This is a genomic window from Pseudomonas sp. JH-2 (assembly GCF_036231725.1).
Lineage (GTDB): Bacteria > Pseudomonadota > Gammaproteobacteria > Pseudomonadales > Pseudomonadaceae > Pseudomonas > Pseudomonas delhiensis.
In genome coordinates this window covers 228520-246014 of the sequence record NZ_JAZAQP010000002.1, presented here as the reverse complement: position 1 = coordinate 246014, position 17495 = coordinate 228520, and the positions used below count along the sequence as shown (strand labels likewise).

General features: G+C 69.0%; 16 protein-coding genes. 7 read left to right on the top strand and 9 right to left on the bottom strand.

Annotated elements, in window-relative coordinates:
* Nucleotides 1–20 precede the first annotated feature (20 nt).
* Nucleotides 21–1172 (top strand): acetylornithine deacetylase, encoded by a 1152-nt coding sequence (argE, locus tag VV867_RS02595; RefSeq protein ID WP_328565558.1) that lies wholly within the window; start codon nucleotides 21–23, stop codon nucleotides 1170–1172.
* A gap of 285 nt (nucleotides 1173–1457) precedes the next feature.
* On the opposite strand, the gene VV867_RS02590 is transcribed toward argE, so the two are convergent.
* From VV867_RS02590 to VV867_RS02575, 4 genes are all read right to left on the bottom strand, one after another.
* Nucleotides 1458–2810: an 8-oxoguanine deaminase gene (locus tag VV867_RS02590; protein ID WP_328565557.1), complete on the bottom strand. Its 1353-nt coding sequence runs from the start codon at nucleotides 2808–2810 to the stop codon at nucleotides 1458–1460.
* Between the two features lie 155 nt (nucleotides 2811–2965).
* Nucleotides 2966–3649 (bottom strand): SDR family oxidoreductase, encoded by a 684-nt coding sequence (locus VV867_RS02585; protein ID WP_275628182.1) that lies wholly within the window; start codon nucleotides 3647–3649, stop codon nucleotides 2966–2968.
* Nucleotides 3650–3788: 139 nt separating this feature from the next.
* A complete protein-coding gene (locus VV867_RS02580; protein ID WP_109934717.1) occupies nucleotides 3789–5096 on the bottom strand; it encodes an MFS transporter in 1308 nt (435 codons plus the stop codon).
* A 571-nt stretch (nucleotides 5097–5667) separates the two neighbouring features.
* A complete protein-coding gene (locus VV867_RS02575) occupies nucleotides 5668–6465 on the bottom strand; it encodes an AraC family transcriptional regulator (RefSeq protein ID WP_328565578.1) in 798 nt (265 codons plus the stop codon).
* 76 nt (nucleotides 6466–6541) lie between these two features.
* Between VV867_RS02575 and VV867_RS02570 the strand changes: the two genes are divergently transcribed.
* The 3 genes from VV867_RS02570 to VV867_RS02560 all read left to right on the top strand — a co-directional run bounded on the left by VV867_RS02570 (nucleotide 6542) and on the right by VV867_RS02560 (nucleotide 9959).
* The gene (locus tag VV867_RS02570) at nucleotides 6542–8158 is read left to right on the top strand and encodes a gamma-glutamyltransferase family protein (RefSeq protein WP_328565556.1); all 1617 of its coding nucleotides are present in this window, start codon (nucleotides 6542–6544) and stop codon (nucleotides 8156–8158) included.
* A 459-nt stretch (nucleotides 8159–8617) separates the two neighbouring features.
* Nucleotides 8618–9454, top strand: a complete 837-nt coding sequence (locus VV867_RS02565; protein ID WP_328565555.1) for an outer membrane protein OmpK — start codon at nucleotides 8618–8620, stop codon at nucleotides 9452–9454.
* Nucleotides 9455–9635: 181 nt separating this feature from the next.
* Nucleotides 9636–9959, top strand: a complete 324-nt coding sequence (locus VV867_RS02560) for a hypothetical protein (protein ID WP_328565554.1) — start codon at nucleotides 9636–9638, stop codon at nucleotides 9957–9959.
* A gap of 26 nt (nucleotides 9960–9985) precedes the next feature.
* On the opposite strand, the gene VV867_RS02555 is transcribed toward VV867_RS02560, so the two are convergent.
* From VV867_RS02555 to VV867_RS02545, 3 genes are all read right to left on the bottom strand, one after another.
* Complete coding sequence (locus tag VV867_RS02555; RefSeq protein ID WP_328565553.1) at nucleotides 9986–10927, bottom strand: AEC family transporter; 942 nt, start codon at nucleotides 10925–10927, stop codon at nucleotides 9986–9988.
* 91 nt (nucleotides 10928–11018) lie between these two features.
* On the bottom strand, nucleotides 11019–11630 hold the full coding sequence (cysC, locus tag VV867_RS02550; RefSeq protein ID WP_109933711.1) for an adenylyl-sulfate kinase: 612 nt from the start codon (nucleotides 11628–11630) through the stop codon (nucleotides 11019–11021).
* On the bottom strand, nucleotides 11623–12327 hold the full coding sequence (locus VV867_RS02545; RefSeq protein ID WP_328565552.1) for a sulfotransferase family 2 domain-containing protein: 705 nt from the start codon (nucleotides 12325–12327) through the stop codon (nucleotides 11623–11625). Before VV867_RS02545 ends, cysC begins: the two co-directional genes overlap by 8 nt.
* Before the next feature lie 511 nt (nucleotides 12328–12838).
* Between VV867_RS02545 and VV867_RS02540 the strand changes: the two genes are divergently transcribed.
* The 3 genes from VV867_RS02540 to VV867_RS02530 all read left to right on the top strand — a co-directional run bounded on the left by VV867_RS02540 (nucleotide 12839) and on the right by VV867_RS02530 (nucleotide 15538).
* Nucleotides 12839–13822: an ABC transporter substrate-binding protein gene (locus VV867_RS02540; RefSeq protein WP_109933709.1), complete on the top strand. Its 984-nt coding sequence runs from the start codon at nucleotides 12839–12841 to the stop codon at nucleotides 13820–13822.
* An 88-nt stretch (nucleotides 13823–13910) separates the two neighbouring features.
* On the top strand, nucleotides 13911–14717 hold the full coding sequence (locus tag VV867_RS02535; protein WP_089392519.1) for an ABC transporter permease: 807 nt from the start codon (nucleotides 13911–13913) through the stop codon (nucleotides 14715–14717).
* Nucleotides 14705–15538, top strand: a complete 834-nt coding sequence (locus VV867_RS02530; RefSeq protein WP_109933708.1) for an ABC transporter ATP-binding protein — start codon at nucleotides 14705–14707, stop codon at nucleotides 15536–15538. Before VV867_RS02535 ends, VV867_RS02530 begins: the two co-directional genes overlap by 13 nt.
* A 45-nt stretch (nucleotides 15539–15583) precedes the next feature.
* On the opposite strand, the gene VV867_RS02525 is transcribed toward VV867_RS02530, so the two are convergent.
* Both VV867_RS02525 and VV867_RS02520 read right to left on the bottom strand, forming a co-directional pair.
* Entirely contained in the window at nucleotides 15584–16054 is a 471-nt protein-coding gene (locus VV867_RS02525; RefSeq protein WP_328565551.1) for a nuclear transport factor 2 family protein, read from the bottom strand.
* A 302-nt stretch (nucleotides 16055–16356) separates the two neighbouring features.
* Nucleotides 16357–17346, bottom strand: a complete 990-nt coding sequence (locus tag VV867_RS02520) for a GlxA family transcriptional regulator (protein ID WP_275628176.1) — start codon at nucleotides 17344–17346, stop codon at nucleotides 16357–16359.
* Nucleotides 17347–17495 lie beyond the last annotated feature (149 nt).

Sequence of the window (17495 nt, the reverse complement as noted above, 5' to 3'; positions counted from 1 at the left end):
TTGAAAAGCAGGAGCAGTACATGCCCAGCAGCCGTGACATCCTCGCCAGGCTGGTCGCCTTCGACACCGTCAGCCGCCATTCCAACCTGGCGCTCATCAAGTACGTCCAGGACTACCTGAGCGACCTGGGCGTGGAGAGCGAGCTGTTCTTCGACGAAGCCGGCGGCAAGGCCAACCTGTACGCCACCCTCGGCCCGCGCGAGCGCGGCGGCGTGTGCCTGTCCGGGCACACCGACGTGGTGCCGGTGGACGGCCAGCCCTGGACCGTCCCGCCCTTCGAGCTGACCGAGAAGGACGGCCGCCTATACGGCCGCGGCACCGCCGACATGAAGGGCTACATCGCCTGCGTGCTGGCCGCCGTGCCGGCCTTCCTCGCCCAGCCCCTGCGCCTGCCGCTGCACCTGGCCTTCTCCTACGACGAGGAGGTCGGCTGCCTGGGCGTGCGCTCGCTGCTGGCGGACCTTGCGCGCCGCGAGCACAAGCCCATCGCCTGCATCATCGGCGAGCCCACCGAGCTCAAGCCGGTGCTCGGCCACAAGGGCAAGCTGGCCATGCGCTGCCAGGTGCACGGCGCGGCCTGCCACTCGGCCTACGCCCCGCAGGGGGTGAACGCCATCGAATACGCGGCGAAGCTGATCAACCGCCTGGGCGAGATCGGCACCCGCCTGGCGGCGCCGGAGCGCCACGACCCGCGCTTCGACCCGCCCTGCTCCACCGTGCAGGCCGGCGTGATCAACGGCGGCCGCGCGCTGAACATAGTCCCGGCCGAATGCCAGTTCGACTTCGAGGTGCGCGCCCTGCCCAGCGACGACCCGCAGCAGGTCGCCGAGCAACTGCGCGACTACGCCGAGACCGAGCTGCTGCCGAAGATGCGCGCGGTGAAGCAGGAGGCGGACATCCGCTTCAGCGAGCTGTCGGCCTACCCGGCGCTGGCCACCGACCCGCACAGCGAGGCGGCGCAGCTGCTGGCGCGGCTGAGCGGCTCCGACGAGTTCTCCACGGTCGCCTACGGCACCGAGGGCGGGCTGTTCGACCAGGCCGGCATTCCCACCGTGGTCTGCGGGCCGGGGAGCATGGACCAGGGGCACAAGCCGGATGAGTTCGTGAGCGTGGAGCAGTTGGCGGCTTGTGATGCGATGCTGGGGCGGTTGGTGGAGTGGATGAGGGTCTGAGTGTTCGGCCCTACTCGCGATTTCGGCGCGGGCTGATATACCGCTCCCTCTCCCTAACCCTCTCCCTGAAGGGAGAGGGGACTGTTGGGCAGAACGGGATGTTCTGAAGTCAGCCGGCAGCCTCGATGGTTTCCGGCTGAAACCACTCCTCCTCTCGGCACGGACTAGCCCCCTCTCCCTTCAGGGAGAGGGCTGGGGAGAGGGGGCGGAGTCAACCCAGCGCGCCAGAGCCGCCGGGAGACTTGGTTCGCGAGCAAGCTCGCTCCTACGAAAAGCAGTCCGGCGTCAGCCGATCAGCTTGCGCGCCGCCTGCGTATGCGCGGCGATCAGCCCCTTGAGGTCCAGCCCCTCCACCTCGCCGTCCACAACCCGCCAACTCCCCCCGACCATCACCCTGTCCGCCCTGTCCGCCCCGCACAGCAGCAGCGCCGACAACGGATCATGGCTCCCGGAGAACCGCAGCTCATCCAGCCTGAACAGCGCCAGGTCCGCCTGCTTGCCCGGCGCCAGCTCACCGATGTCGCTGCGGCCCAGCAGTTTCGCCGAGCCCCTGGTGGCCCAGCCCAGGGCGCGTTCCGGGGTGATGGCTTCGGCGCCGTAGCGCAGGCGCTGGATGTACAGGGCCTGGCGGGCTTCGAGGATCATGTTGGAGGCGTCGTTGGAGGCCGAGCCGTCCACGCCGATGCCCACCGGCGCGCCGGCCGCTTCCAGGGCCACGGTGGGGCAGATGCCCGAGGCCAGGCGCATGTTCGAGCTGGGGCAGTGGCAGATGCCGGTGCCGGCCTGGCCCAGGCGGGCGATTTCCTCGTCGTTGAAGTGGATGCCGTGGGCCAGCCAGGTGCGCGGGCCGAGCCAGCCGACGCTGTCCAGGTAGTCCACGGTGCGCTGGCCGAAGCGCTGCAGGCAGAAGTCCTCCTCGTCGAGGGTCTCGGCCAGGTGGGTGTGCAGGCGCACGTCGTGGCGTTCGGCCAGGTCGGCGCTGGCGCGCATGATTTCCGGGGTCACCGAGAACGGCGAGCAGGGCGCCAGGGCGATCTGCACCTGGGCGCCGTCGCCACGCTGGTGGTAGTCGCGGATCAGCCGCTCGCTGTCGTCGAGGATGTCTTCGGCGCGCTGCACCGTCTGCTGCGGCGGCAAACCGCCATCGGCCTCGCCCAGGCTCATGGAGCCGCGGGTGAGCATGGCGCGCATGCCCAGCTCGGCGACCACCCCGGCCTGCACGTCGATGGCCTGCTCCAGGCCGTCGGGGAACAGGTAGTGGTGGTCGGCGGCGGTGGTGCAGCCGGACAGCAGCAGCTCGGCCAGGGCCACCTTGGTGGCCAGCGCCAGTTGGTCGGGGGTCAGCCGCGCCCACACCGGGTAGAGCGTCTTCAGCCAGGGGAACAGCGGCTGGTTGACCACCGGCGCCCAGGCGCGGGTGAGGGTCTGGTAGAAGTGGTGGTGGGTGTTGATCAGGCCCGGCAGCAGCACGTGCTGGCTGGCGTCGAACACCTGCTCGCAGGGCTGCGAGGGTTGCTGGCCGGCGGCGACCAGTTCGAGGATGCGACCGTCCTGCGCGACCAGGCCGCCACGGGCGTCGAGGCCGTTGGCGGTGAAGATGGCAAGGGGGTTGCGCAGCCACAGGCGGGGGGATGACATGGGTGAATCCTCTTGAGTGGCGGAGCCGCCGCCCGAGGCGAGCCGGCTCCCGGTTGTTCGGGAAGCCAGCTCAGTGTTCACCCTGTCTGCTGATCCAGGTGCACCTGACCCGCAGGTCAGGCGCCGGTGCATGTTAACGCCGCCGCCGGCGTCCGTCACCAGTCGATCGTCGTCCCCTGGTAGTCCAGGTAGTACTGGCCGCCGCGCCCGGCGTAGGCCTCGACCTGGTCGATCAGCCCGGCGGCGCTGGTTTCCACGTCCAGCGGCGCGGCCTCGCCGCCCATGTCGGTGCGTACCCAGCCGGGGTGCAGGTCGAGCACGGTCAGGCCGGTTTCGCCCAGGCCGGCGACGAAGCTGCGGGTCAGCGAGTTCAGCGCCGCCTTGCTCGCCCGGTACAGCGCCATGCCGCCGGATTCGTTGCCGGCCACGCTGCCCAGCTCGGAGGTCATGAAGGCCAGCACGCCGCGTTGCGCATCCAGCCGTGGCAGCAGGCGCTCGGCCAGGCGCACGGGGGCCACGGCGTTGACCATGAACAGCTCGCCGACCTCGACCAGGCTGGCATCCAGCGCCGACTGGTGCGGCGGGCCGTAGATGCCGGCGTTGATGTACACCAGGGCGAAGCGCTGCCCGGCGAGTGCTTCGGCGAGGCGGTCCTGGGAGGCCGCATCGTCCAGCACCAGGGACTCGACGCGCACCGGCAGGCTGTCCAGCACGCCGGCATTGGCGGCGTCGCGCACGGTGGCGGTGACCTCCCAGCCGCGCGCCAGCAGCTGGTTCACCAGGCCCAGGCCGAGGCCGCGGGAGGCGCCGATGATCAGGGCGGAATTGGCAGTGCTCATGGGCTTGTCCTCGTCGCTTGGAAAAAAACCAGCATAACCGCTCCCGCGCAACCGGGCCGCAAACGACAAGGCCCGGCAGCTGCCGGGCCTTGTGGATAAAACGCCCCGGAACCTGCCCGGGGCCAGGGCACGCGCCCTATCAGTCGGTGGTGATCTTCGAGTGTTTCTGGGTGTCCTTCATGGTCACGTAGACCAGCAGCGAGCAGGCGATGCAGCCGGTGACGTACCAGTAGAAGCCGCTCTCGAGACCAACGCTCTTGAACCACAGCGCCACGTACTCGGCGGTGCCGCCGAAGATCGACACGGTCAGCGCGTAGGGCAGGCCCACGCCCAGGGCACGGATCTCGGTGGGGAACAGCTCGGCCTTCACCACGGCGTTGATCGAGGTGTAGCCGCTGACGATCACCAGCGCCGCCATGATCAGGAAGAACGCGCCCCACCAGGTGTCGATGGTGTGCAGGGTGCTGAGGATCGGGTAGGTGAACAGGGTGCCCAGCACGCCGAAGGCGATCAGGATCGGACGGCGGCCGATCTTGTCCGACAGCGCGCCGACGATGGGTTGCAGCAGCATGAACAGGAACAGGGTGGCGGCCGAGATCATGGTCGAGTCGGTCTTGCTCATGCCCACGGTGTTCACCAGGTACTTCTGCATGTACGTGGTGTAGGTGTAGAAGGCCAGGGTGCCGCCCATGGTCAGGCCGACCACGGTGAGCACTTCCTTGGGATGGCGCAGCAGGGCGCGCATCAGGCTTTCCTTGGGCTCTTCCTTCTTCTGCGAGAAGGACTCGGTCTCTTCCATGCCGCGGCGCAGGAACATGGCGGTCACCGCGCACAGCGCGCCGATGAAGAAGGGCACGCGCCAGCCCCAGCTTTCCAGCTGTTCGACGGTGAGGGTCTGCTGCAGCACGATCAGCACCGCCAGGGCGATGAGCTGGCCGGAGATCAGGGTCACGTACTGGAAGCTGGAGAAGAAGCCGCGCTGTTCCTTGTTGGCCATCTCGCTGAGGTAGGTGGCCGAGGTGCCGTATTCGCCGCCGACCGACAGGCCCTGCAGCAGGCGCGCGAGCACCAGCAGGATGGGCGCGCCGACGCCGATGGTCTCGTAGCTGGGGGTCAGGGCGATGATCAGCGAGCCGAAGCACATCAGCAGCACCGAGGCCAGCAGTGCGGCCTTGCGGCCCTTGCGGTCGGCGTAGATACCCATCAGCCAGCCGCCGATCGGGCGCATCAGGAAGCCCACGGCGAAGATCGCGGCGGTGTTCAGCAGCTGGGCGGTCATGTCGCCCTGAGGGAAGAAGGCCTTGGCGAAGTACAGCGAGAAGGCGGCGTAGACGTACCAGTCGTACCACTCCACCAGGTTGCCCACCGAACCGCTGAAGATCGACTTGATGCGCTGGGAGGTCGTACGGGGCGCGGCAGAAGCGGAGACGGCGCTTGCGCTATCCATGGGTAATCCTCTTGTCGTTGTTGTCGTCGGGTGCGTGGACCACGAAACCACGCACCGGCGCGCCGCGAGGTGCGGCGCAGTGAGGAGGGCGATAGCAGGCAGCGTGCCAAGGGCGCAAAGCCGCGTGGCACAAGGGCTTACAGGGTTTTCGTACGCTGTGGGCAGGCGCCTGGCTGCCGATCGACGGGGGTGGATGAGCGGAAATCCGCTTATTCGGAGCGGCTTTTCGTAGGAGCGAGGGGAGCGCCTGGCTCTTGCTCGCGAACCGGGTCTCCTGGTGGCTTCGGTGCCTGGCCTGAAGAGCGCCCTCTCCCTAACCCTCGGCTGCGCGCCCCGCCCTGAAGGGAGAGGGGACCGTTGGGCAGATACCGATGTATAGGAGTTAGCCGGCAACTCCGAAGGTTTCCGGCTGAAACCACTCCTCCTCTCGGCACGGACTAGCCCCCTCTCCCTTCAGGGAGAGGGCTGGGGAGAGGGTTGCGGAGTCAAACTGCAACACCAGGGCCGCCTGGAAACGCTGTTCGCGAGCAAGCTCGCTCCTACAGGTACAGGGGAGATACACCGCAGCGGCTCAGCGTTGCTTGAACAGCTCACCGGGGGTGAAGCCGAACAGCCCCTTGAAGGCGGCGATGTAGGCCGAGGTGGAATCGTAGCCGCAGTCCAGCGCGGCGGCGGTGACGCTGGCGCCGCCTTCCAGCACACCGAGGGAACCGAGCAGGCGCTGGCGTTGGCGCCAGAGGCGGAAGCTCATGCCGGTCTCGCGCTGGAACAGGCGCGACAGGGTCTTCTCCGAGGTACCCAGGCGCTGCGCCCAGTCACCCAGGGTGAGGCTGGCGCCGGGCTGGTCGATCAGCGCCTGGCACAGTTGCAGCAGCCGCGGCTCCCGGGGCATGGGCAGGGAGAAGGCGACTTCCGGCAGGGTGCGCAGCTGGTCCAGCAGCACGCTCACCAGGCGCTGCTCGGGGCTGTCGCCCTGTGGATAATCCACCGGCAGCTCGCAGAAGGCCTTGACCAGCTCGCGAGCCAGCGGCGTCACCTCCAGCACCCGGCAGCGTGGCGGCGCCCAGGCGCAGGCCTCGGCGCTCAGGTAGAGGCTGCGCATCTCCGCACGGCCGGAGGTGACCACCTGGTGCTCCAGGTGGGCGGGTATCCAGATGGCGCGCTGCGGCGGGGCGAAGAAGCTGCCCTCGGCGGTATGCACGCCGAGCACCCCGCTGATGGCGTAGGACAGTTGCACCCAGGCGTGGTGGTGGCGGCCGGTCCAGGAACCGGCGCGCAGGCTCTCGGCGCGCGCGTAGACCGGCCGCGGCAGGTCGTCGAGCGCCGGGATCGAGCGTTGCAGGTCGGGGTGCTGTCCGTTCATCGCTATGCTTTGGCTTTGTATCGCTAGTCGTCAGAGTCTGGCAGGGCTACCCTGCCGCCTCAAGCCGTCAACGGAGCCCGCCATGCTGAATTTCTCCGCCCAGGAATACCCCTACCCCTCGCAGCGTTCCCTGGTGTATGCCCGGCGCGGCATGGTGGCCACCTCGCAGCCGCTGGCGGCGCAGGTCGGGCTGGATATCCTCAGGCGCGGCGGCAACGCGGTGGACGCCGCAGTGGCCACGGCGGCGGCGCTGACGGTGGTGGAGCCCACCGGCTGCGGCATCGGCGGCGACGCCTTCGCCCTGGTGTGGGTCAAGGACCGGCTGCACGGCCTGGACGCCGCCGGCTTCGCCCCGCGGGCGCTGGATATCGCCACCGTGCAGGGCGCCGGCCACACGCGCATGCCGCTGTACGGCTGGACGCCGGTGACGGTGCCCGGCTGCCCGGCGGCCTGGGCCGAGCTGTCGGCGCGCTTCGGCCGGCTGCCCTTCGCCGAGCTGCTGGCCCCGGCCATCGAGCTGGCCGAGGAAGGCTTCCCGCTCTCGCCGGTGATCGCCGGGCTGTGGCAGGGCGGCCTGGACAAGTTCCGCGGCGTGCGCGACGCGCACCCGGAGCTGGCGGCCTGGTTCGACGAGTTCCTCGTCGACGGCCGCGCCCCGCGCGCCGGGGAAATCTTCCGCCACCCCGGCCAGGCGCGGACCCTGCGCGAGCTGGCCGAGACGAAGTGCGAGAGCTTCTACCGCGGCGCCCTGGCCCGACGCATCGCCGCCCATGCCGCCGCCAGCGGCGGCTACCTGGGCGAGGCCGACCTGGCCGGCTACCGCGCGCAATGGGTCGAGCCCATCTCGCTGAACTACCGCGGCTACGACGTCTGGGAAATCCCCCCGGCCGGCCAGGGCCTGGTGGCGCTGATGGCCCTGAACATCCTCAAGGGCTTCACCTTCGGCGAGCGCGACAGCCCGGACACCTGGCACCGCCAGCTGGAGGCCATGAAGCTGGCCTACGCCGACGGCCGCGCCTACATCGGCCAGCCGGACGCCATGCGCTTCAGCGTGGCCGACCTGCTCAGCGACGACTACGCCGCCAGCCGCCGCGCGCTGATCGGCGAGCGCGCCCTGGAACCGCACCCGGGCAAGCCGCGCGCCGGCGGCACCGTGTACCTGGCCACGGCCGACGGCGAGGGCAACCTGGTGTCCTTCATCCAGAGCAACTACCACGGCTTCGGCTCCGGCGTGGTGGTGCCCGGCACCGGCATCGCGCTGCAGAACCGCGGCGCCGAATTCAGCCTCGACGCCGGCCACGTCAACGCCCTGGCCCCGGGCAAGAAGACCTTCCACACCATCATCCCCGGCTTCCTCAGCCAGGGTGGCGTGCCGCTGGGGCCGTTCGGCGTGATGGGCGCCTACATGCAGCCCCAGGGCCACGTGCAGATGGTGATGAACCTGGTGGACTTCGGCCTCAACCCCCAGGCCGCGCTGGACGCCCCGCGCTGGCAGTGGCTGGGCGACAAGCGCATCGGCATCGAGCACGGCGCGCCGCGCAGCCTGGCGGCGGTGCTCACCCGCCGCGGCCACCACGTGGAGGTGGCCCACGACCTGACCAGCTACGGCCGCGGCCAGATCATCCTGCGCGACCCGCTCAGCGGCGTGCTCTGCGGCGGCACCGAGCCGCGCACCGACGGGCAGATCGCCGCCTGGTGAAGGCCGCCGCCGGGCCGGCGGAGGTGCTTGTGCGGCGCGGCTCTGGCATCATCCGCGCCCGGAAAGTCGCGGCTATCCGGCAAGGGAGCCGCGAAGGGCGGTTGTGTAGATTCTTCACAGCAAAATTGTATACACATTTTGAATTGATTCCATTCAACTCAAAGAAAACCTGTATTCAATAAGCCCTTTCCATGCTCGCCAAAATGGCGCTTCGACGGCCTGCGCTGCCCTGTTCGAAGGCACTACCTGTCCCATGAGTCAGGTTTTTGCCCGATTCCAGACGCTCGCCCCGGCGTGGCCAGGCCCCTGAAAAAGCATGGTTTTTCCCCATACATACAAGGAAAACCCGGCCGACGCCCGGCGTTGGCCCCGATCTTGCCTCGGCAGGCCAGGCCTGACCGAATGGACAGGTTAAGAATTCCAACGAGATCGCTGCACTTCAAAACCTAGGAGCACCACATGACTCGCACCCTCGCATCCCTGCTGCTCGCCGGCGGGCTGCTGGCTACCGGCCAGGCCATGGCCGGCGGCGAAGACCTCACCCCCGCACCGGCCAGCAACGACGGCCCGCTGATCTGGCACAACGAGAGCCTGACCTACCTGTGGGGCAAGAACTTCAAGGTCAACCCGCCGATCCAGCAGACCTTCACCTTCGAGAGCGCGAGCGCCTGGACCTGGGGCGACATCTGGTTCTTCGTCGACCAGATCAACTACAACGGCAAGGAAGACAGCCAGAACGGCAAGAACACCTACTACGGCGAATTCAGCCCGCGCCTGTCGTTCGGCAAGATCAGCGGCGCCGACCTGTCCCTGGGCCCGATCAAGGACGTGCTGCTGGCCACCACCTACGAGTTCGGCGAAGGCGACACCGAGGCCTACCTGATCGGCCCGGGCTTCGACCTGGCCCTGCCCGGCTTCGACTACTTCCAGCTGAACTTCTACTACCGCAAGCCCGACGGCAACCGCGTGCCCTCCGGCGCCTGGCAGGTCACCCCGGCGTGGGCCGTCACCATCCCGGTGGGCAACTCCGACATCCTCTTCGACGGCTTCATGGACTGGGTGGTCAACAACAAGAGCGCCAGCGCCAGCGAGCGCGGCCAGAGCGACTACCACGCCAACCTGCACTTCAACCCGCAGATCAAGTACGACCTGGGCAAGGCCATGGGCTACGAGGCCAAGCACCTGTACGTGGGCGTGGAATACGACTACTGGTCCGACAAGTACGGCATCAAGGACTCGCAGTTCTTCACCACCGACCAGAACACCACCAGCCTGCTGGTGAAGTACCACTTCTGATCCGGCCTGCCCCGCCGCCCGGCGGGGCTTTCCGGGCAGCCGGGGAAAGTTCGCCAGCCTGCGCCGGAAATTTCCCTGCCCCACAAAGAAATCCCCCTCCCACAACGCGCCCGCCTCCAATAGGCGAAGGAACCCGCGCGCCGCATCGTGCCCCGCTCCAATCCCCCACCGGAGCCGCACCATGCGCAAGTACTGCCTCCTTCCCCTGCTGGCCGGCCTTTGCCTGCCGGCCGTGGCCGCCGAACAACCGGCCGACGACCGCCCCGACGCCCAGCCCATCCAGCCCCAGGCCGCCCAGCCGGCGCCCCCGGCGCTGCCGGCCAGCCTGCCGCAGGCCGACTCGCCGCTGGCGCTGTCCACCCCGCTGCACGGCAACCTCTCCACCACCGCCGTGGTCGGGCTGGGCGCCGCCGCGGTGGCGATCGGCGTGGCCCTGTCCAACAACGGCGGTGGCGGCGGTAGCGACGGCGAGCGCGGCAGCGGCGCCACCGGCACCACCCAGTGAGCCGGCGCGCCCCATGATCGGGCGCGTCAGCCCAGGGCCTGCACCAGGGCCATCACCAGCAGCAGGCTGGCACCGGCCAGTAGCGTCTGCAGGGTGATGATGCCCGCCATCAGGTGGCTGTCGCCACCCAGCTGGCGCGTCAACACATAGGCCGTGGGCGCCGTGGGCAGGGCGAAGAACAGCACCAGCACCGCGGTTTCCAGCGCCGCCAGGCCGAGCAGGCGGGCGGCGCCGAAGGCCAGCAGCGGCATCACCAGCAGGCGCACCGCGCAGCAGCCCAGCAGGGCCGGCAGTTCCGCGCGCAGCTCCCGCGGTTGCAGCGCGGCGCCCACGCACAGCAGGCCCAGCGGCAGGCTGGCCACGGCCAGCAGGTCGAACAGCCGGGCGCTGCCGCCGCCCAGTTCAAAGCCGGCCAGGTTGACCAGGGCGCCGGCGGCGCAGGCGAGGATCAGCGGGTTCTTCAGGATCGGCAGCAGCAGCGCGCGGGCGCTGATGCCGCGCTCGGCGGTCAGCGCCCAGACCGACATCAGGTTCACCGTCGGCACCATCAGCGCCAGCATCAGCGCGGCGAGGGTCAGCCCCTGCTTGCCGTACAGGCTGCCCACCGCGGCCAGGCCCAGGTAGGTGTTGAAGCGCAGCACGCCCTGGGCGAGGGCGCCGAAGCGCGCCGCGCTCCAGGCGCGCAGGCGCCGGCTCGCCAGCAACGCCAGCCAGGCGCCGCCCAGGCCCAGGGCCACCGCCAGGGCCAGGCGGCCCAGCCCGGGGTCGCGCAGCGGCGCCTTGGCCAGGCTGGCGAACAGCAACGCGGGGAACAGGATGAAGTAGTTCAGGCGTTCGGCCGCCGGCCAGAAGGCCTCGCCGGGGAAGCCGCGGCGGCGCAGCAGGTAGCCGCCGACGATGAGCGCGAAGAGCGGCCAGAGGGCCTCGAAGAGAACGGACACGGATACCCCGCGGCGGTGGTTGGGCATCCATCTTGCCCAGCCGCGCGCGGGGACGGCAAGCCGGACTCAGGGCCTGTCACGATCCACGATGCCGCCGCAGCGGATCGTCGGCAGGCGCTCAGGCCGCGCCGGGGCGGCAGCGCTGCAGCACCAGCCCGAGCAGGCGGCGGCAGGCCTCGTCGGTGGAGGTGTGGGTGGCGTCCACCTCGAAATCGGCGTCCAGCGGCGGCTCGTAGGGGCTGTCGATTCCGGTGAAGTTGCGCAGGCGGCCCTCCCGGGCGGCCTTGTACAGGCCCTTGGGATCGCGTTCGGCGCAGGTCTGCAGCGGCGTGCTGAGGTACACGCCCAGGAACTCCTCGGCCGGGAACAGCGCGCGGGCGGCGTCGCGCTCGGCGCGGAACGGCGAGATGGCCGCGACTATCACCACCAGCCCGGCCTCGGTCATCAGGCGCGCAGCCTCGGCCAGGCGGCGGATGTTCTCGCGGCGGCCCTCGGGGCTCATGTCCAGGTCGCTGCACAGGCCGCCGCGGACCTGGTCGCCATCGAGCAGGAAGCTGTGCACGCGCTCGCGGTGCAGGGCCAGCTCCAGGGCGTTGGCCAGGCTCGACTTGCCCGAGCCGGACAGGCCGGTCAGCCAGATGCAGCAGGGGCGCTGGCCCTTGAGCGCGGCGCGGGCCTCACGGCGGACGCTGCCGGTGACGGGGAACAGGGGTACTTTGAGATCACTCATAGCCGAGTAGCTGGTAGTCGCGTTGATAGGCGCGGCGCACCAGGCGCCGCGTACGAGTGCTGCAGAACTCCCGCGCCGGCCCCGCCTGGCGCTGCCGCGAGGCGTTCAGGTGGGGCAGCTGGCCGCTGACGCCCAGGCGCTCGCACAGCGCCTGGAAATCCGCCTCCAGGTTCTCCTGGCGGCCGACGAAGTCTAGCCCCAGGTGGCCGAGGGAGTCGCAGAGGAATGCCACCTGCGGCACGAAATGCAGCTGGCGGTGGAGGTTGTCCGGGTGCAGCCAGCGGCCGACGAAGTCGTCGAAGTCGCGGAACTGGCAGACCATCTGGTGCGCCGCCCGGTCGCGCTGCGGCAGCTGGTTGCCGCGCAGGTAGGCGTAGGCCGAGTAGGCGCGCTCCAGCGGGTCGCGGACGAAGCTGAACCTGAAGCTGTCGGCGTATTCGCGGGGGAACTGCTGCTCGTACCAGTACAGCGGCAGGTGGCCGGGGCGCCCACCGTCGAACAGCGCCGCGCAGAGGCTGCTGCCGGCGCACTTGGGCACGTGCACGAACAGGCAGCGGCGTTCGCGGAAGTACGCGGGGAAGCGGGCGTTGCCGGACATCGCCTTGTTGACGATCTGGCGTTCCTGCACCGGCAGGCGGCTGAGCAGGAAGTTGCGCTGGAGCTTGGGCAGCAGCTTCCAGAAGTAGCGTTGCAGCATGGGGATTCTCGAACGCCGGAGGGTCGCTCCGGTGGTTTTCCGTGGGCAGCGGGACGGTCCCGGCCTTAAGGAAACCTTAACAGGCCCGTGCCTGGCGATTATTCCGTCTTGGTCAAGAATGTAAGGTTTCCGATACATGGCCGGTTGACGCGGCAGCCCGGTGGGGTGCGGAAGTCTAGCGCCGCGGACCGAAGGCCCCTATGGGAAGAGGCCCATCAAGGCATAGGAAACGGCCGAGTATCATCCAGGCATCCAGCGACACACCCCTGGCGTGGCAAGGACGGGCCACACCGGCGGAAGGCAGCTTTTTCTTATGTCGCAACGACATATTTAATAATTTTCCGAGCCTCCCGCTTCGGCCACCATCCGCCCTGTCACGTGCCGCCCGCCATGGCGGGCCCAGGGGCCGCAGAGCCCGTCGCCGCGCACGTTCCACTTCGCTGTACCTCCGGCCACCTGGCCACTGCCGCAGTTATCCAATAACAAGCCCAACAGGCTGTGGGAGTGCTTCATGAACAAGTCCTTGCTTGCGCGTTTCACCCGTCCCCTCGCCCTTGCCGGGCTGCTCGCCGGCGCCGCCGGGGCGGCCCAGGCCGGCACCCTGTCCATCGGCCATACCACCTGGGTCGGCTACGGCACCCTGTACCTGGCCCGCGACCTGGGCTACTTCAAGGAGCAGGGCCTGGACCTGCAGCTCACCCCCATCGAGGAAGCGGCGATGTACATGGCCGCCCAGGCCTCCGGGAAACTCTCCGGCTCCGCCTCGACCATCGACGAGATCCTCAAGTACCGCCCGCAGTTCTGCTTCAAGGCCGTGGCCGCGCTGGACGACAGCCATGGCGGCGACGGCGTGCTGGTGGCCAAGGACGTCACCAGCCTGGCCCAGCTCAAGGGCCAGGAAGTGGCGGTCAACGAGGGCTCGGTGTCGCAGTTCTGGCTGTCCTACCTGCTGAAGAACGCCGGCATGAGCATGAGCGACATCAAGGTGCAGAACATGACCGCCGACGATGCCGCCACCGCCTTCATCGCCGGGCGCATCCCCGCCGCGGTGACCTGGGAGCCGCACCTGTCGATGGTGCGCCAGAAGCAGCAGGGCAAGGTGCTGGTGGACAGCACCAGCACCCCCGGCGTGATCGTCGACGTGGTGGCGCTGAACTGCGACGTCATCGAGAAGCAGCCCGACGACGTAAAGGCCCTGGTCAAGGGCCTGTACAAGGCCGTGCAGTACACCCGGGAGCACCCGCAGGAGGCCTACGCGATCATGGCCAAGGGCGTCGGCGGCTACCTCTCCGATCCCAAGGACCTGGCCGAGGCGGCCAAGGGCGTGCGCTTCTACGACCAGGCCATGAGCGAGAAGCTCCTCGGCATGCCCGACAAGGCCGGCGACATCAAGGACCTCATCGGCCTGGCCAACGAGACCTGGACCCAGCTGCAGGGCAAGACCTTCCAGGTCAGCTACGACGACCTGGTGGACCCCCGCTTCGTCGCCCAGTGAACCCGGCGGGCCGCGCGCCCGCCCCTTCCCATCCTTCGTTCCCCGCCCTGGCGGAAGGCCCGCGGCCGTCCGCATGGAGGTAATCGCGATGTCACGTCCCAAGAAATCCTGGCTCAGCCGCTGCCTGACCCCCAAGGTCGAGCTGCCGGTGCGCCTGGTGTGGTCCGCCAGCGCCCTGTGCTGGCTCCTGGTGTTCGGCCTGTGGGCCCTGCTCTCCTACGGCGGCGTGGTGCCGGCGATGTTCCTGCCCAGCCCCGGCGCGGTGTTCGAGGCGGCGCTGCGCCTGGGCCGCGACGGCACCCTGGGCACCCACGTGCTGGCCAGCGTCGAGGTGGTGATGATCGGCTTCCTGGTGTCGTCCCTGGTGGCCGTGCCCCTGGGCCTGCTGATGGGCAGCTTCCGCATCGTCCAGGCCTTCCTCGAACCGCTGGTGAACTTCATCCGCTACCTGCCGGTGACCTCCTTCGTGCCGCTGTTCATCCTGTGGATCGGCATCGGCATCGAGCAGCGCGTCACGGTGATCATCTTCGGCGTGTTCTTCCAGCAGCTGGTGATGATCGCCGACGTCTCCCGCGGCGTCGCCAAGGACCTGGTCAACGCCTCCTACACCCTGGGCTGCAACCGCCGCGACGTGGTCCTGCACGTGCTCGGCCCGGCCTCGCTGCCCGGCGTGCTGGACACCCTGCGGGTGACCATGGGCTGGGCCTGGACCTACCTGGTGGTGGCCGAGCTGGTCGCCGCCTCCAGCGGCCTGGGCTACATCAGCCTCAAGGCCATGCGCGGCTTCCAGGTGGACGTGATCTTCCTGGCCATCGCCATCATCGGCCTGCTCGGGCTGATCACCGACCAACTCTTCCGCATCCTCCGACTGAAGGTGGCCTCATGGGCGCAGTAGCAGCCATGCAACGCAACGACGCGGCACCGGCCGCACAAGGGGCGCAGCCGGCGCGGCTGCGCGTGGACCAGGTCAGCCTGCGCTACCGCACCCCCGAGGGCGGCACCTTCAGCGCGCTGGACAAGGTGTCGTTCGAGGTTCCGGACCAGCAGTTCGCGGTCATCGTCGGCCCTTCGGGCTGCGGCAAGTCGAGCCTGCTGTACCTCACCGCGGGGCTTTCCGAGCCCACCGAGGGCGACATCTACGTCGGCGGCCAGCGCGTCGACGGCCCCGGCGCGGACCGCGGCATGGTGTTCCAGAGCTACACCCTGTTCCCCTGGCTGACGGTGCGCGAGAACGTCGAGTTCGGCCTGAAGCGCCGCGGCATGCCGGCCGCCGAGCGCAAGGAGATCGTCGACCACTACCTCAACGAGGTGGGCCTGGCCAACTTCGCCGGCAACTACCCCAAGCAGCTCTCCGGCGGCATGATGCAGCGCGTGGCCATCGCCCGCGCGCTGGCCAACGACCCGCAGATCCTGCTGATGGACGAGCCCTTCGGCGCCCTCGACAGCCAGACGCGCATGCAGATGCAGAAGCTGCTGCTGCGCGTCTGGGACCACAGCAAGAAGACCGTGGTGTTCGTCACCCACGACATCGACGAGGCCATCCTGCTGGGCGACCGCGTCTACGTCATGGGCGCCCGCCCGGGGCGCATCAAGCGCATCCTCGACGTGCCCATAGAGCGCCCGCGCTCGCTGGACATGGTGATGGACCGCCAGTTCATCGAGATGAAGCGCGAGATCCTCAACCTGCTCCACGACGACCTGGAAGAAGCGCACTGAGGCCCACCGCGGGGGCGGGGCACGCGCCCCGCGCCCGCGGCCGGCTCAGAGCCCGAGGTCGCTCAGCGACGGGTGGTCGTCCGGGCGCCGGCCCAGCGGCCAGCGGAACAGCCGCTCGTCCTCAGCGATGGGCAGGTCGTTGATGCTGGCGTGGCGCTCGACCATCAGGCCCTGCTCGTCGAAGGCCCAGTTCTCGTTGCCGTAGGAGCGGAACCAGTTGCCCGAGTCGTCGTGCCACTCGTAGGCGAAGCGCACGGCGATACGGTTGCCGGTGAAGGCCCAGAGTTCCTTGATCAACCGGTAGTCCAGCTCGCGGCGCCACTTGCCGGTGAGGAACTCGACGATCTGCAGGCGGCCGCGGATGAAGGTGGAGCGGTTGCGCCAGGTGCTGTCCGCGCTGTAGGCCAGGGACACCCGCGCGGGGTCGCGGCTGTTCCAGCCATCCTCGGCGGCGCGCACCTTCTGGATGGCGGTTTCGTGGGTGAAGGGCGGCAGGGGGGGTCGGGCTTCGCTCATGATGGGGCTCCTGGAGTGGGGGTTCTGGTCATGGTGCGCCTGGGGTGGGTTTGGAGGAATGACACTGGTCCCACGGATGTTGCCAAGGTGCCGAACGGCTCTTCGTAGGAGCGAGCTTGCTCGCGAACGGTGCCCACCTGTGGCTTCGGTGCTCGTCCTGAAGAGCACCCTCTCCCTAACCCTCTCCCTGAAGGGAGAGGGGACCGTTGGGCAGAACTGGATGCTCTGGAGTCAGCCGGCAACACCGTTGGTTTCCGGCTGAAACCATCACTCCTCTCGGCACGGACAAGCCCCCTCTCCCTTCAGGGAGAGGGCTGGGGAGAGGGGCTCTTCACCCCCGCCGAAGCCTGCCCGGCAAACACCCCCCGATCCTCCCGAGGACACACCCCGAACCGCACCCGATAGCTGCGCGACAGATACGAAGGCGACTCGAACCCGCACGCCAGCCCCACCTCCAGCACGCTCATCTCCGTCTGCCGCAGCAGCTGGCGGGCCTTGTCCAGGCGCAGGCCGAGGTAGAAGTTCGACGGCGTGTCGTGCAGGTGCAGGCGGAACAGGCGCTCCAGCTGGCGGCGGGTGACCTGGATGCGCTCGGCCAGGTCCAGGGTGGAGAGCGGCGGCTCGGTGTGCCTTTCCATCTCGCCCAGCACCTGGATCAGCTTCTTGTTGCTCACCCCGTAGCGCGCCGCCAGCTGCAGGCGCTGGTGGTCCTGGCGGGTGCGGATGCGCCCGACCACGAACTGCTCGGAAACCTGCACCGCCAGCTCCGGGCCCTGGGCACGGGCGATCAGGTCGAGCATCAGGTCGATGGACGCCGTGCCGCCGGCGGAGGTGATGCGCGCGCCGTCGATCTCGAACAGCTCCTGGGTCGCCTGCAGCTGTGGATAAGTCTCGCGGAAGGCGTCCAGCGCCTCCCAGTGCACCGTACAGCGGTGGCGTTCGAGCAGCCCGGCCTCGGCGAGGACGAAGCTGCCGGTGTCGATGCCGCCGAGGGTCACGCCCTCGCGGTCGAGGCGGCGCAGCCAGTGCAGCAGCGCCGGGGTGCAGGCCTGCAGCGGGTCGAAGCCGGCCACCACGAACAGGGTGTCGCCGCGGCCCAGGGCCTCCAGGGCGCCATCGGCGTTCATCGACATGCCGTTGCTGCCCAGCACCGGGCCGCCGTCGACGCTCAGCAGATGCCAGCGGTACAGCCCGCCGCGGAAGCGGTTGGCGACGCGCAGCGGCTCCACGGCGGAAATGAAGCCCATCACGGAAAAACCGGGCAACAGGAGGAACCAGAAGTCGTTCGACATGGCGTCATCCAGGCGATTCGGGCAGCGATCCACTGGCTTAGAACATTTGCGCGAAGCTGGCAATGGAAGAGGTCGCTACCGTGCAAGAGCAGGTCGCCGGAGTGCGATTTTTCGTCGCAGCCCGTGCGTAACTTGAACACCAGCCACCG